At 35.9% G+C, this 15903-nt stretch carries 17 protein-coding genes and 1 riboswitch; all 17 genes read left to right on the top strand.

Features of this window, described 5'->3' with window-relative positions; all coding sequences use genetic code 11:
- The first annotated feature begins 127 nt into the window (after positions 1-127).
- Positions 128-1318, top strand: coding sequence for an MFS transporter (locus D2K40_RS14310; protein WP_117157021.1), 1191 nt, complete (start codon positions 128-130; stop codon positions 1316-1318).
- The gene (locus D2K40_RS14305; RefSeq protein WP_117157020.1) at positions 1311-2051 is read left to right on the top strand and encodes a threonine/serine exporter family protein; all 741 of its coding nucleotides are present in this window, start codon (positions 1311-1313) and stop codon (positions 2049-2051) included. The genes D2K40_RS14310 and D2K40_RS14305 overlap by 8 nt, the downstream gene beginning before the upstream one ends.
- Positions 2052-2621: 570 nt before the next feature.
- Positions 2622-3074 carry a threonine/serine exporter family protein gene (locus tag D2K40_RS14300; protein WP_229666793.1) on the top strand — a complete coding sequence of 151 codons (453 nt, stop codon included), beginning with the start codon at positions 2622-2624 and terminating at the stop codon, positions 3072-3074.
- Between the two features lie 59 nt (positions 3075-3133).
- Positions 3134-4033 carry an AEC family transporter gene (locus D2K40_RS14295; protein WP_117157018.1) on the top strand — a complete coding sequence of 300 codons (900 nt, stop codon included), beginning with the start codon at positions 3134-3136 and terminating at the stop codon, positions 4031-4033.
- Positions 4034-4252: 219 nt separating this feature from the next.
- Positions 4253-4558, top strand: coding sequence for a PTS sugar transporter subunit IIB (locus D2K40_RS14290; RefSeq protein ID WP_117157017.1), 306 nt, complete (start codon positions 4253-4255; stop codon positions 4556-4558).
- A 266-nt stretch (positions 4559-4824) separates the two neighbouring features.
- The gene (locus D2K40_RS14285; RefSeq protein ID WP_117157016.1) at positions 4825-5133 is read left to right on the top strand and encodes a PTS sugar transporter subunit IIA; all 309 of its coding nucleotides are present in this window, start codon (positions 4825-4827) and stop codon (positions 5131-5133) included.
- 122 nt (positions 5134-5255) lie between these two features.
- Positions 5256-5642, top strand: coding sequence for an OsmC family protein (locus tag D2K40_RS14280; RefSeq protein ID WP_117157015.1), 387 nt, complete (start codon positions 5256-5258; stop codon positions 5640-5642).
- 96 nt (positions 5643-5738) lie between these two features.
- Positions 5739-6674, top strand: a complete 936-nt coding sequence (locus D2K40_RS14275) for a fumarylacetoacetate hydrolase family protein (protein ID WP_117157014.1) — start codon at positions 5739-5741, stop codon at positions 6672-6674.
- Between the two features lie 250 nt (positions 6675-6924).
- Positions 6925-7962: an N-acetyl-gamma-glutamyl-phosphate reductase gene (gene argC, locus D2K40_RS14270; RefSeq protein ID WP_117157013.1), complete on the top strand. Its 1038-nt coding sequence runs from the start codon at positions 6925-6927 to the stop codon at positions 7960-7962.
- A gap of 13 nt (positions 7963-7975) precedes the next feature.
- Positions 7976-9202, top strand: coding sequence for a bifunctional ornithine acetyltransferase/N-acetylglutamate synthase (argJ, locus tag D2K40_RS14265; protein ID WP_117157012.1), 1227 nt, complete (start codon positions 7976-7978; stop codon positions 9200-9202).
- 12 nt (positions 9203-9214) lie between these two features.
- Complete coding sequence (gene argB / locus D2K40_RS14260; protein ID WP_117157011.1) at positions 9215-10015, top strand: acetylglutamate kinase; 801 nt, start codon at positions 9215-9217, stop codon at positions 10013-10015.
- A complete protein-coding gene (locus D2K40_RS14255) occupies positions 10008-11201 on the top strand; it encodes an acetylornithine transaminase (RefSeq protein WP_117157010.1) in 1194 nt (397 codons plus the stop codon). The genes argB and D2K40_RS14255 overlap by 8 nt, the downstream gene beginning before the upstream one ends.
- A gap of 228 nt (positions 11202-11429) precedes the next feature.
- Positions 11430-11477: riboswitch (PreQ1 riboswitch) on the top strand.
- 227 nt (positions 11478-11704) lie between these two features.
- The gene (gene queF, locus D2K40_RS14250; protein WP_117157009.1) at positions 11705-12202 is read left to right on the top strand and encodes a preQ(1) synthase; all 498 of its coding nucleotides are present in this window, start codon (positions 11705-11707) and stop codon (positions 12200-12202) included.
- Positions 12203-12256: 54 nt separating this feature from the next.
- Positions 12257-12898, top strand: coding sequence for a queuosine precursor transporter (locus D2K40_RS14245; protein WP_117157008.1), 642 nt, complete (start codon positions 12257-12259; stop codon positions 12896-12898).
- 176 nt (positions 12899-13074) lie between these two features.
- Complete coding sequence (locus D2K40_RS14240) at positions 13075-14079, top strand: acrylyl-CoA reductase family protein (RefSeq protein WP_117157007.1); 1005 nt, start codon at positions 13075-13077, stop codon at positions 14077-14079.
- A 67-nt stretch (positions 14080-14146) separates the two neighbouring features.
- Positions 14147-14476 (top strand): DUF2680 domain-containing protein, encoded by a 330-nt coding sequence (locus tag D2K40_RS14235; protein WP_117157006.1) that lies wholly within the window; start codon positions 14147-14149, stop codon positions 14474-14476.
- 484 nt (positions 14477-14960) lie between these two features.
- Positions 14961-15903, top strand: a 943-nt coding sequence (tnpB, locus tag D2K40_RS14230) for an IS200/IS605 family element RNA-guided endonuclease TnpB (RefSeq protein ID WP_162879229.1), incomplete at its 3' end; no start/stop codon positions are given.

Raw genomic sequence — 15903 nt, 5'->3', positions numbered from 1 at the left:
AATATTAAAAAGAGTCATTTATAAATGGCTCTTTTTTTGTAGCCAAAAAACTTTCCAACTAAGGTGATTACCCGTATAATGGATAACTAGACATAAAAAAGACATACTGGATGAAGGGGAGGATTGTATGGCTAAAGATAATTCACTTGTACCTTTGAAAATGTTGTTATTTAGTTTTCATGGAGCAAATACAATGCTCATTAGTTTCTTGCCTTTATTGTTACAATATAAAGGATTAAGCGGTAAAGAGATTGGCTGGGTTCTAGCAGTTGGACCAACTGTTTCAATAGTTGCACAACCGTTCTGGGGTTATATGAGTGACAAGTATCAAACAGTAAAACGAATATTAATGATGTGTTTAATAGGTCTATTAATAAGTGGTTCTATTTTCTTTCAAATGACTACACTGCCATTATTAATTGTATTAGCTGGGGTTTTTTATTTTTTTACTACCCCGATTGGAGCTTTATCTGATAGTTTATCACAACGAAGAGCAGATGCATTAAATATATCATTTGGTACAATTCGTACTTGGGGTTCTATAGGTTTTGCGACGTCATCTTTATTAGTAGGTAAATTGTTGGATGTAATTGGTATTCAATACTTAATTGCACCGTATTTGTTTATGGGTGGATTGGCGCTGCTTGTCTCGTTTAAACTAACTGATGTTAAAGTAGATGTTGATCCGATTCAGTTGCGTGATTTAAGAAAATTAGTTAAGAATAGCCCATTTATTATATTCTTATTTCTTGTTTTGTTAATTACTATTACACATCGTGCAAATGATAGTTTTATTGGAATTTTCATAACCCAATTAGGTGGAAGTGAAGGTCTGATAGGTCTGGCTTGGTTTGTTGGAGTAGCAAGTGAGGCGATGGTTTTTGCTTTTGCTGGCTTTTGGTTTCGAAAGTTTCATCCACTTATTTTCATTATAGGAGCAGGTACGCTTTATGCAATTCGCTGGTTTTTATATGCATTTATTGACAATCCTATGTTTGTGGTCTTGTTACAATTCATGCATGGACTAACGTTTGGTATCTTTTATCTAGCCGCCTTTCAATATGTAACACGTCTTATCCCGCGCGTATTACAATCGACTGGGCACCTTGTTTTTATAGCGGTATTTTTCGGGATTTCTGGTATTGTCGGATCGCTTGGTGGCGGTGCGTTAATTGATACAATGGGTGGAAATTCATTATATTTCTACATGGGGTGTATGGCTTTGGTAGGAACAATTCTAATTATAGTTTATCACCTTCTTCCATATGGTAAGGAAGGAAAAAGTAATTCACCAGTGGAGCGAGATGAAAATGGATAAGAAAGCAATTACAAAAGTATGTTTGTTGGCAGGTAAATTGATGCTACAGAGTGGTGCCGAAACATATCGCGTAGAAGATACTATGATCCGAATCGCTTCAGCTTACGGTGTTCTAGATGCGCAAAGTCATGTAACACCTACGGGAATCATGTTCTCTATGGGAGAGACAGAACCGACAAATTTTGTTCGAATTGATAAGCGGTCAACTGATTTATATAAAGTAACCTTAGTTAATAGCATTTCTAGAAACATTTCGAGTCGTTCTCTTTCAATAGAAGAAGCAAGTAATCAATTAAAAATGATTGAAAAACAAATCCATGCCTACCCAAATTACATACAGATATTAGCTGCTGCTCTTGCAAGTGGTTGTTTCACTATTATGTTTCAGGGTCAATGGATAGATTTTATCCCGGCATTGTTAGTCGGTGGACTTGGATTTTCTGCGATGATTTATTTTCATCATATTGTAGAAGTCCGATTTTTTGCTGAATTTCTAGCATCATCAATAATTGGTTTGTTTGCTTACTTTTTTGTTTATATGAGAATTGGTGTAGAACTTGATAAAATTATCATTGGTGCAGTTATGCCACTTGTACCCGGTTTATTGATCACAAATGCAGTACGCGATTTGATGGCTGGACATTTGGTGTCAGGATTATCCAAAGGTGCAGAAGCATTCCTAACAGCCTTTGCAATCGGAGCCGGAGTAGCAGTAGTTTTCTTAATCATTTAAAATGATAGGGTGTTAATTCACATTTCAGATAAACTACGCATTAAGAAGAATTTCCAGACCCGCTCCTCAAATGAAATTGACTACCTTTCCGCAGGCACGGCTTCAGCTAACTCGGAAACATTCGCTGTTCCTGCAGGACAAGGAATGCTTCAATGAACTCACATCGCACGAAGGAAATCGAACTATATTTCCGAGGAGTGTCACCAATTTTATTTGATACGCTAAAGTAGCACATGAATTATTAAAAGTATAAAATGCTTTTTAAAAATTAATTAAAATCAGGTTGCAACAATATAGTTTGAAATCTGTATGAAAAAATACGCTATCTAGCGAAGGAGGCAAATGGATGACACTCCTGTGGGAACAGCTCAAGTCGAAGATCCACTTGGTAAAGTGTTCTTCTTTACCAAGTTAGCTGAGACTGAGCCCACGGAAAGGGAATCCATTTGCTGACGGAGCGGAGAAGCGGGTCAGTAACTTACGTTACTTGCTAATGCGCATTTTATATCTAATGCGAAGTTAGGGAATTCTCATTTAGATGATGAATCTTGAAAAGGAAAGAAGGTGGGCATGATGATTGAGCAGTTGATTACCAGTTTTATTGCTGCAGCTGGATTTGCGGTTATTTTCAATGCACCTAAAAACGCTTTAATACAATGTGGTTTAGTTGGTATGCTTGGCTGGCTAGTCTATACAATTAGTACAATCAATGGTGTTGATGCAGTGGTAGCAACAGTGGCGGCATCAATTTTAATAGCAGTATTAAGTCAGTTATGTGCCAAAATATTTAAAACACCAATTATTATCTTTACTGTTTCAGGAATCATTCCTTTAGTACCAGGTGGTTTAGCATATGATGCAATGCGAAATTTTGTAGAAAATGACTATAATATGGCAATTCAATTGGCTGCCAAAGCCTTTTTAATATCGGGAGCAATCGCATTGGGGTTAGTCTTTTCAGAAATTATTAACCAGGTGATACGAAAATCAAGATGGAAAAAAAGCCAAGTGAGATCTAATTAGGGTTTTTTAAATTGATTAGTTAATGTGAGATAAAAAATATATAAATCAGGTGGATATAGATGTCTTTTATTAGTGTGTTACTTCCTATTTTTGGTGTTTTCACAATAGGGTTTATAGGGAAGAAATTATTTAAAATTGAAGTAAAACCAATTTCAACCATGGCAATATATTTATTGTCACCTTTTTTAGCTTTTAGAACGTTTTATCAGAATCCGATAAACTTGGATTTCCTTTATTTAAGCATTTACTTGCTCGCTTTGTGTGTTGCTAGTATAGCTATGTGTTATTTAATTGCTTTTATAAATAAATGGGATAAAAAGAATAGAAGTGGCTTCATTTTAGCTAGTTCATTTATGAATAATGGGAATTATGGTACACCACTTGTTCTATTAGTTTTTGGAGAAACAGGGTTTTATTATGCTGTTATCTTAATGGTCTTGCAACAATTAATTATGTCCACAATTGGCATATACGTTGCGGCACAGGGTAGTGAAGAAGATAAGAAATTATCGCCACTAAAAGAAGTAGTTAAAGTTCCTATTGTTTATGGATCAATAATTGGAGCTGTTCTTAACCTAATAAATTGGCAGCTTCCAAGTGGATTAACAACAATTGTTAATATGGTAGCGGATGCTGCTATACCAACGATTATGATAGTGTTAGGAATGCAGTTAGCTACAATATCATTGAAGAAATTAGAAGTAGGGAAATTGTCAGTAGCACTTGTGATTAAACTAGCAATTGCTCCAGTTATAGCTTATTTTATAACGTTATTTCTACCTGTAGATGAGATGATTAAACAAATAATGATCTTAATGGCTGCAATGCCAACTGCTGCCAATACAACGATGTATGCTGTACAATTTAATGCAAAACCAGCATTCGTTTCTAGTGCTACATTAACAAGTACAGTATTAAGTATAATTACTTTACCAATAATATTAGCTATTATTATGTGAAAGCACGCTCTGGAAGTGTGTTTTTTTTGTATAAAAATAAAATTGTTACAAAAAACTATATAGATTAAAATTCTAGTTTCACTATTGTTTGGTTTCATTATCTTAGCTAATTGTAACTATTTCCGTTTTAAGTGGAAAAATAATGCGTGGTAATGAAAACGCTTGTAAAATATAATGAAATTAGAACAAAAAACTAGACCTTTTAAGGAGGATATAAAAATGAAGCGAATTTTACTAGCGTGTTCAGCTGCAATGTCAACTAGTCTTCTAGTATCTAAAATGGAAGAAGAAGCAAAGGGAAGAGGTATTGAAGTCGAAATTTGGGCTGTGGAACAAGATAAAGCTCCGACTGAAATGGAGCGTGCAGACGTCATATTGATTGGGCCACAAATGCGTTTTATGAAGGAGAAATTTTCAAAGACTGCTGAAGAGGTAGGTATACCACTAGATGTCATTGATCCAATGGACTATGGTCGTGTAGATGGCAAAGCAGTTTTAGATAAAGCCTTAGAATTAATAGGCTAATAAATATTGCTATCTGTTTAAAAGTAATTGTATGATTCTTGAACTGAAATATAAAAGAGAAGGAGTAGTATGAGTTACATACCATTTGGAATAGTATGCCCTGGTTGTTAGCACTGGTTCTAATAGCAGGTTATGGACAACAATATTATAAAAGTGAATAAATTGCTGAGTGAAAATAGAAATATGTAAAGGAGAATACGAATTTTTCGAGTTGATTCGGAAAATTCGTATTCCTTTTCAATAGAAAATTACAAGGGTGAAAATAAATGGAAAACACAATTACTGAAATTGCATTCCAAATTATTCTGTATGCAGGGAACGGAAAATCTAGTGCAATGGAAGGGATCCAAGAAGCTAAAGAAGGTAACTTTGAAGCAGCTGATAAAAAAATAGACGAAGCTAGTGAGGAATTAGGAAAAGCACATGAATTCCAAAAAAAATTATTACAAGAAGAAGCTCGTGGAGATGGGACAATTGTTAATGTGATTTTAGTTCACTCACAAGACCACTTAATGACATCTATGACAGTAAGAGATCTTGCTGTTGAAATCATTGAAATTTATCGCAATAAATAAAGGAGTTAAAGTGGCATTGACAGTCGACTATCAATCTCCAAAATTATCTAAATCGATACAATTTGTATTTCTTTTCAAAATGGGAAATAATAATGCTTAGAATAATTAAAAGGAGTGTTTACGTGATAACTTTAAAAAAGACAAAAGATAATCCACACCAAATCACCAATGGAAAAGGCGTTTTAACTACTGGAACTGCATCAACTAGTGAAGAGGAAGGCTATACACCAGTTGACTATCTCACTAGTTCTGTAAGTATTTGTATGGGATTAACATTAGATGCGCTAATTAAACGCGATGAACTTCCGGTTGATGGGTACACAATCAATGTAAGTGCTAAAAAAGCAGAAGGAAGACCATCTCGAATGGAAAGTATTGATGTTGAAATTGATTTTGATGCTAATCTAGATGCAAAAACAAAAGATAAATTAATTAAATCGGCAAAACGAGGTTGTACGATTGGGAATACAATTGAACAAGGAGCAGCAATAAATTACACAGTTAAATAGCTGATTGGAAGTTAACATTATATTATAATCCGTTCTGATGTACCTCTTCATAGAAATGATGATACAATGAAAAAAAATCTTCTGGAGGGATTTGCAATGAAATTTGTAACCTATAAAATAAAGCATACGTTATCTCCTTATCGAACTGGCTTTATACATCAGGATGAGATTATTGATTTACAACAAGCATATCAGAAGATGTTAATACATACCGAACAAATAGACATGGCTTATACAGTAAAAACACTACTTCCATCTGATCCAACAGACTTTTTGGGGTTAGGAAAGGTAGCTTTTGATCGTGCACGAGAAGCAGTTACGTTTGTAACAAATGAGCAACCCACAATAGAAAGTTATGCTAGAGATCAAGTAATACTTCAAAGCCCAGTGCAAAATCCATCAAAAATTATTTGTATTGGAACAAACTATAGAGATCATGTTGTAGAGATGAAAAGTGAGATTCCAGATTATCCCGTTCTCTTCGCTAAATTTGCCAATGCACTAATTGGACCGGAAGCTGAAATCGAAAAACCTAACTCAACAGAACAGCTTGATTATGAGGTCGAGTTAGCAGTTGTAATTGGCAAAGAGGCTAAAGAGGTCGAGAAAACAAATGCGCTTGATTATGTAGCAGGGTATACAATTGGCAACGATGTTTCAGCTCGTGATTTACAGAAGCGAACCCCACAATGGTTGCAAGGTAAAACATTAGATCGCAGTACACCAATTGGACCGTGCTTAGTTACAACGGATGAACTAAAAGACCCATCGAAACTTGCAATCACATCTCGTGTAAATGGTGAAGTCCGTCAAGTATCGAATACATCTCAGCTAATTTTTGATGTCCCATACCTAATTTCATTTATTTCGAATTTAATCACTTTGTCTCCAGGCGATATTATCTTAACAGGCACGCCAGATGGTGTAGGGTTCGCCCAAAAACCACCACAATTCTTACAAACAGGAGATATTGTTACACTGGAGATTGAAGGAATTGGTGTAATGGAAAACAAAGTAACCAATAAAAAGTAAGTGCAATTTAAATGAAAGACTGCCCAGCTGGGTAGTCTTTTTTTCTGGCTCAATAACAACCGAAAATACCTACTGCAAAAAGTCCACTCTATTTCGTTCTCATCTAGAGATAATCCATACAACAAAACCGTATATTTATTCAAATAATTGAATTATAATCATAAAATACAAAATAACCATTGTATAAACATACATTTTAAAGTATAATAATTAACCACAATCAAGTTCGGATTAGGAGTGAAAATATAACATGAGAGTAGCAATTATAGGAGGAACAGGTTATGGAGCAGTTGAGTTAGCTCGTATACTTAAAATGCATCCGTATGCAGAGTTGACAACCGTTATCTCACATTCGCAGAGTGGAAATTCTCTTGCTGAAGTATATCCACACATGACAGGTATTATCGAACAATCTATGAAAACGTTAGATGTGAAAGCTTTAAGTAAAACAATTGATCTTGTCTTCTTTGCCACTCCATCAAATGTGAGTAAGGAGATTGTCCCGGAATTTTTACAGTATGGTGTTACGTGTATTGATCTTTCAGGGGATTTCCGATTAAAATCTCCGGAACTATATGCTGAATGGTATCAAGCGCCAGCAGCAGCTTCAGTTTATTTAGATAAAGCAGTTTACGGGCTCAGTGAGATATATCAAGAAAATATTAAAAAAGCAAAACTAATTGCTAATCCAGGCTGTTATCCTACTGCAACACTCTTAGGGTTAATACCAATTATCCAAAAAGAGTGGATTGATCCAAATAGCGTTATTGTTGATGGTAAAACAGGAGTATCTGGAGCAGGGAGGGGCCTTTCATTAAATGTTCATTTTTCTGAAATGAATGAAAATGTTAAGGCTTATAAATTAGGAACACATAAACATATTCCAGAAATGGAGCAGGTACTTAAACAAGAAGCGAATACCGACATTCAAGTAACTTTTACCCCACATATTGTGCCAATGACACGGGGGATTATGACAACAATTTATGCGGATCTGACAGAATCTGTTGATCAAGTCACGATTCAACAGTTATATCATGAATTCTATCAAACCCAACCTTTTGTTCGAATTCGTCCAGAAGGGATATTGCCAACAACAAAAGAGGTTTATGGAAGTAATTATTGCGACATTGCAATTCATCTAGATAAACGAACTGACAAGCTAACGATCGTATCAGTGATTGATAACCTAGTTAAAGGTGCAGCAGGTCAAGCAATTCAAAATATGAATATTATCAACGGTTGGGAAGAAACGGCGGGATTAGAACATCCCCCTATTTATCCATAAGGAGGTAACGAAAATGAATCAGATGACGTTGGAAAAGATAAACGTACTTATGAACGGAAATATTGCAACACCAGCTGGGTTCACTGCAGGAGGACTACATTGTGGCATTCGAAAGAAAAAACTTGACCTTGGTTGGATTTATTCAGAAAAGCCTGCAACACCAGCTGGTGTGTATACAACAAATCTTTTTCAGGCGGCACCACTAAAAGTCACACAAGAAAGCATAAATACAAATCATTTACTTCAAGGGATTATTGTTAATTCTGGTATTGCTAATGCTTGCACAGGGGAACAAGGTTTAGCAGATGCTTATGAAATGAGAAAATTATTTGCAGAAAAAATGCAAATCCCTACACACTTCGCAGCAGTGGCTTCAACTGGGTTAATTGGAGAATTGTTACCAATGGATGCGATTCGGAATGGGATAACCGAGCTGGATGAAAAGAAGCATCAACAAAGTGAACGGTTTGAAAATGCTATTTTAACGACAGACACAAAAGAAAAAGGAATAGCTATTCAATTTGAGATAGATGGTAAAGTCATTACAATTGGTGGAGCGGCAAAAGGATCGGGTATGATCCATCCGAATATGGCAACAATGCTTAGTTTTATTACAACAGATGCAGACGTTGAGGATACAGCATTACAAGATGCTCTAAGACAGATCACTAATAAATCGTTTAATATGATTACGGTAGATGGTGATACAAGTACAAATGACATGGTGCTTGTGTTAGCAAATGGTATGGCAGAAAACAAGACATTAAATCCAGATCATCCAGAATGGGATGTTTTTCTCAAAGGACTTTTCTTTGTTTGCCAATCACTTGCTAAGGAGATTGCTAGAGATGGTGAAGGTGCTAGTAAATTAATTGAAGTCCAAGTAAAAGGTGCAGAAACAGAAGAAGCGGCTCGCGCGATTAGTAAAGCAATTATATCTTCTAATCTAGTAAAAACTGCGATTCATGGTGCAGATGCAAACTGGGGGCGCGTTATTACCGCGATTGGCTATAGTGGTGCAAACTTAGATCCGAATCATGTTGGTGTAGCATTAGGGTCTATTGATGTTGTGGCTAATGGCATGCCAGTATCATTTGACGAGGGTGAGGCAAAGCAATATCTGATGCAGGATACTGTTACAATTTATGCCAGTGTTGGTGATGGAGAAGGAGAAGCTACTGCTTGGGGATGTGACCTTTCTTATGAATATGTCAGAATTAATGCTTCTTACCGGACATAAGGGGATGAAAATATGGAATATATCGTAATTAAATGTGGCGGGAGTATCGTTGATCAGCTTCCTCAAGCTTTTTATAAAAATATTGCCCAAATCCAACAAAGTAAAAAAGTGAAACCAATTATTGTGCATGGTGGTGGGGCACTGATTTCTTCTCGATTAAAACAAATGAATGTTGCAACAACATTTGTAAATGGCTTACGTGTAACAACAAGCGAAGTGTTAGATGTGGTTGAAATGGTTTTAAGTGGTTCTGTTAACAAACAAATTGTTCGAAACATTATGCAAGAGGGTGTATCAGCGTTTGGCATGAGCGGTATTGATGGCAATCTATTACATGCGAATAAAGCGGAATATGCAAAGGACTTAGGGTATGTTGGTGACATCGATCAAGTAAATGTCGAGTTATTAAAAAATGTCATGGCGCAAGGATTTATTCCTGTTGTATCACCAATTGCAATTGGGAAAGAGGGTCAACGCTACAATGTTAATGCAGATACAGCCGCTGCAGCAATAGCGCAAGCATTACAAGCTAAACTATGTTTTATTAGTGATATTCCTGGTATTTATGTCGAGGAAAACGGGGAGAAAACAACCTTACACTATACAGATAAAGCACAAATTGAATCGCTAATTAAAACAAAAGTGATACAAGGTGGCATGATCCCTAAAGTAAAAGCAGCATTAACAGCACTTGCAGCTAACGTGCCAGAAGTTTCAATTGTTAATGGAATGGACGCAAATGCCTTACCATGTTTTGTTGATGGAAAAGAAGTAGGTACAAGAATTCGGCTAGAGGAGGCATCTCATGTCTGAAAAAGTAATCATAGAAAAAAAGTCAGCAGTAATGCCAACATACAATCGTTTTCCAATCGCCTTAACAAAAGGAAAAGGAAGCTATGTCTGGGATGATAATGAGAAAAAGTATCTTGATTACACAGCAGGTATAGCCACATGTAACTTAGGTCATGTTCCTGATGTGGTAAAAACAGCAACTGAAGAACAGCTAAATAACCTCTGGCACTGCTCTAATTTATATACGATTCCAGCACAAGAAGCTTTAGCAGAAAAACTAGTAAAAAATAGCAGTGGGGATCAGGTTTTCTTTTGTAATAGTGGAGCTGAAGCAAATGAAGCGGCAATTAAAATAGCTAGACGATATGCACAACAAGTCAACAAAACAGCTAGATATGAAGTGGTCACTTTTAATCAATCATTTCATGGACGCACATTGGCAACCCTTTCTGCAACAGGACAGGAGAAGATTCAAACTGGATTTCAACCGCTAATGCCGGGTTTTCGTTACCTGCCCTATAACGATATCGAAGCACTTGAAGATTTGATTCACCCAGAAACATGTGCAGTTATGTTAGAACTTGTGCAAGGTGAGGGTGGTGTGATTCCAGCTGAGCCTGATTGGGTGGAAAAGGTTGTGCGATTATGCCAAGAAAATGATGTGCTGGTAATGGTTGATGAAATTCAAACAGGCATGGGTAGAACCGGTACACTATTTGCGTATCAACAGTTTGATTTCGAACCTGATGTGATTAGTGTTGCAAAAGGATTGGGATCGGGTTTTCCGATTGGTGCACTAATTGCAAGAAATAATGTTGCAAAAGCATTTGATCCAGGTTCGCACGGTAGTACTTTTGGTGGTAATCCACTTGCTACTACGGCTGGTTTAGCTACCATTAAAGAAATGACTGAAACAGACGTGCTTGAAAAAGCAATAGAACAAATCGCTTATCTATGGACCAAATTAGAAGATCTGAATACAAAGTATGACCAGATACTAGATATAAGAGGAAGAGGCTTTTTAATTGGTATTGAAATTAGTGGGAAAGCAATAGAGTATGTTACAAAAGCACGCGAGTCACATCAGTTACTTTTATTAGTAGCTGGAGAAAAGGTGATTCGAATCCTGCCGCCATTATCAACAACTAGGGAAGAAATTGATCAAGCGGTTGGTGTTTTGGATCAGTTATTTGCAGAAATAAATTAATAACATAGTTAGAATTGGATTAATCAGTAAAACATGCGTTCAAAAGGTTGGTAAATTGAAAGCAAACAGGGTATGGTGATTGACTCTGTTATGGGTGTGTTTTTAAATGATATATCGGTCGTCACGCAATCACGCAAATAAATAATTCGACAGGTGAATTAGAAATATTGACATTAGGCGTATGCACAGATATAATAGTTCGAGTAAATGGATACGATTCCGTTGCAAACGGGAGAGGTTCTTAGCAACAAACCCTCTATAAAAAACTAAGGGCATATGACGTGTTCAAAGCCATATCCTTAGGGGTGGCTTTTTTTATTTGTAAAAAAGGATGTTCAAAAAGTCGCCAAATGATAAGCAGCGCATCTCTTCGTTGGCTCGTTCTTCCGGTCCTCGTGTAGGGAAAGCCTACACTCCGGTCCTCAGAAACTTCGCCGCCTCGACCTGCTTGCTTCTGATTTGCCGATTTTTGAACACTTACTAAAAAAAGGAGGTTATCTTAGATGGCTGGAAGAAAAGATGAAGATTTACAAGACCTTTCATTATTAGGAAATCAAGCAACGAAATATGCGTTTGATTATACACCTGAAGTATTAGAAACGTTCGATAATAAACACCCAAATCGTGATTATTTTGTTAAATTTAATTGCCCAGAATTCACAACGCTTTGTCCTAAAACACATCAACCTGATTTTGGTGTCGTATATATCAGTTATATACCTGGTGAAAAAATGGTAGAAAGTAAGTCATTGAAACTATATTTATTTAGTTTCCGAAATCATGGTGATTTTCATGAAGATAGCATGAACATTATTATGAATGATTTAATTGACTTAATGGATCCACGCTATATTGAAGTATGGGGGAAATTCACGCCAAGAGGTGGTATTTCAATTGATCCATACTGTAATTATGGTAAACCAGGAACAAAGTATGAACAAATGGCTGATCACCGTTTAATGAATCACGATATGTACCCAGAAAAGATCGATAATCGCTAATGAGGGTTAGCTAAAGAGTCTCCTTTATACTAATTAAAAAGGGAGAGGGATAAGATGTTTGTTTATTTAAATGCATTATTTGTTGGGTTATTAATCTTGTCTAATATTATATCAGTAAAATTATTTAGTGTTGGTAGCTTCGTTTTACCAGCAGCAGCAATTGTGTATGTTGTGACGTATTTGATTACCGACGTAATTGGTGAGGTTTATGGGAAAGAAGCAGCAATGAAAACAGTCAGGGCTGGATTTTTCACCCAGGTAGTTGCACTCTTATTCGTTCTGGCTTCAATTCACCTACCAGCAGCAGACATTTTTGGTATGCAAGCTGAATTTGAAGCAATATTAGGTGGAAGCTTTCGCGTAATGCTAGCAAGTCTTTTGGCATATGTAGTCAGCCAACATATTGATGTGTCAATTTTTCACCGTTTAAAAATGAAACATGGTGAAAAAAAACTGTGGTTACGTAACAACTTATCAACAGTTTCAAGTCAATTACTAGATACAGTTATTTTTATTGTAGTAGCATTTTTTGGTACAGTTCCGACAGGTGTTTTGCTCGGCATGATTGCTACCCAATATGTCTTTAAATTTGTTGTAGCATTAGTAGATACACCAATTACTTATCTACTTGTACGAATTGCGAAAAAGGAACAAGTTCAACAGATAGAAAGACCATCTCAAATACAAGTTAGCTAATGTTAAACAGTTTCTCATAATCCATGGGAAGCTGTTTTTTTATGCAAAAAATTAATTCGACCAAACGTCTCTAGTATAATTGCATAGAAGCTCTATAATCTAGTAAAATACAGATGAGACTAAACATTGAATAAAAGACAGCATTTAATCTATAGCTATAGAAGGGGCGTTATCTGATGACAACAACATTTAAAGCATATCAATTAACAAAAGAAAACGAACAAGTTGAAGGCAAAGTTACAGATCTAACCATTCATGATTTACCAGAAGGAGAAGTGCTAATTAAAGTACACTACTCTAGTGTGAATTACAAAGATGCGATGGCAAACATGCAAAAAAGCGCAATTGTTAAACAGTATCCATTTATTCCAGGTATAGATATAGCTGGAGAAGTAGTAGAGTCTGCTGATGGTCGTTTTGAAATAGGACAGCATGTTATTGCAACAAGTTATGAAATAGGTGTAACGCATGCTGGTGGATATAGTGAATACGCACGTGTCTCTTCTGAATGGGTGCTTCCACTTCCACAAGGGTTAACAATGAAAGAAGCGATGCTATTTGGGACAGCAGGTTTTACAGCTGCAGTATCGATTGACCGTTTAGAGAAAAATGGTTTAACACCTGATAAAGGGCAAGTGCTTGTAACAGGTGCCTCTGGTGGCGTTGGAAGCATGGCGATCGCGATGCTAGCTAAAAAAGGATATGATGTTGTTGCCAGTACGGGTAAAGTGGAGGAAGCTGATTTCTTTAAAAAAATCGGTGCAAATGAAGTGATTGATCGCGATGCAGTTTATGAAGAAAAGGTACGTGCATTAGACAAACAAAAGTGGGCAGCAGCAGTTGATCCTGTTGGTGGTCAAACATTAGCCTCAATCTTAAGTAAACTGAAATATGATGGTGCGGTTGCTGTTAGTGGATTGACAGGTGGAGTTAAAGTACCTGCAACAGTTTATCCATTTATTTTACGGGGCATTAGCCTGTTAGGTGTTGATACAGTTTATTGTTCAATGGAATTAAGAAATAAGATATGGAGAAGAATGGCAAATGATTTAAAACCTAGTAAACATGCTATGCAAACAATTTTACGTCAAGAGGTTGGATTAGGGGACTTGGCAACTGTACTTCCTACTATGATTGAAGAAAAAGCTCTAGGAAGAACAATAGTAAAAGTTACTAAATAAGTAAGTATACTTTCTTGTTTATTGAAAACAATAAGTTTATTAATAAATAAGAAGGGAACGATTACTAATGAATTTACGAACCGGTTTGTTAGCGCTAGTTTTTTCGGTAATAATGATAGGATCTGGAATCTTAACAGTTGGAGCAGAACCAGATCATCATCACAAACCTAAATTTCAAGATGTTGAATTAAATGAAGAACAGATGAAAGAGTTAAAGATAAGATATGAAGATTTGATTAACCAAAGAAAAGGTATTATTGAGAAATACAAAGAATTTGGTGTTTTATCTGAAGAAGATGCCACTAAAATGCAAGAATACCTTGATCTTTATTTAGAGAAATTAGAGTCTGATGGGTTTATTCCAAAATGGGGTGAACGAAAACACAGACATCAGTAGTAGGAAGAACCCAATTTTAGTAGAATTGGGTTCTTTTTATTATATTGCGTTTTTTTAAGTATAAAAAGATATAACAGATTACTTTAAAAGTAATGCCAAATAAACCTTCCGTAGTAGATGGAGCTGTCCGATGTTTAAAAGCCATCATCAAAGAGCTATTAATCATCCTGTAACGTTGGTAAGTTGTGGATAATTTAATCATTTCAATTAGCACCAATCAATATATAAATGTTATAATAATCAAAATGTACTTGTACGAATAAGTTTATGAATTAGCCGAGAACACTCGTGACTTCAGTCATGAGATGAATCGGCTTCGGACAAGGGATGGGCATTTGCCATCTCAATTGTCCGACTGTTTGCGTGCTACATGTAAGTAATTAGATACGAGTTTTTGTACAAATCATCCCCTTGAAATTAAGGAACGAATGTTTGTTTCACTCTCTCGAAAATGGTATAATTGACCTAATGAGGAGGTGAAACTATGATTGTAAACAAAGCCTATAAATTTCGCATCTATCCCAATAAAAAACAGACTGAACTTATCAATAAAACCATTGGTTGTTCAAGATTCGTTTTTAACTTCTTTTTCGGGAAACAAAAAGAAAAAGATGCTTATTGGTATATCACTCGGGAAATGGTTCAAAATGGTCACCTGCCAGCGAACAACTGGAAAGGGAAGTGTTTAAATAAATACACCACAGTCAAATCTCTCCCTGAATTAAAGAAACATTATGCGTTTTTAAAAGAGGTTGATAGTATTGCCTTGCAAAGATCAGTTGAAAATTTAGCCAATTCCTATAATTGTTACTACAAGAAACAAAATAAATACCCCCGTTTCAAATCTAAAAAGAATACTGTTCAGTCTTATACAACAAAACAAACAAATGGAAATATTGCAGTATTAGATAAACACATTAAATTACCAAAACTGGGACTTGTTCGTTATGCTAAAAGTCGAGAAGTAATAGGTAGGATCTTGAATGTTACCGTTAGGCGAAACCCTTCTGGAAAATACTTTGTGTCTATATTAACCGAAACACAAGTTAAAGAATTACCTAAAACAGGCTCAGCTATTGGAATAGATGTAGGCCTAAAAAATGTTGCTACTCTTTCTGATGGGACAATCTATTCTAATCCAAAGTTTTTCCGAACCTTGGAAGAAAAGTTAGCCAAAGCACAAAGGATTATGAGTAGACGCACAAAAGGTGGTGCAAATTGGAATAAAGCTAGAATTAAAGTAGCTCGTATCCATGAAAAAATTTCTAACGCACGAAAAGATTACTTAGATAAAATCTCTACTGAGATTGTCAAAAACCACGACGTGATCGGAATGGAAGATTTGTCAGTAAGTAATATGCTCAAAAATCACAACCTGGCAAAGGCAATCAGTGAAGTATCGTGGGCAGAATTTAAAGTAATGCTTG

This window comes from Paraliobacillus quinghaiensis, from assembly GCF_003426025.1.
Lineage (GTDB): Bacteria > Bacillota > Bacilli > Bacillales > Amphibacillaceae > Paraliobacillus_A > Paraliobacillus_A quinghaiensis.
The sequence above is the reverse complement of the archived record's forward strand: the minus strand, read 5'-3'. Positions and strand labels throughout refer to the sequence as shown.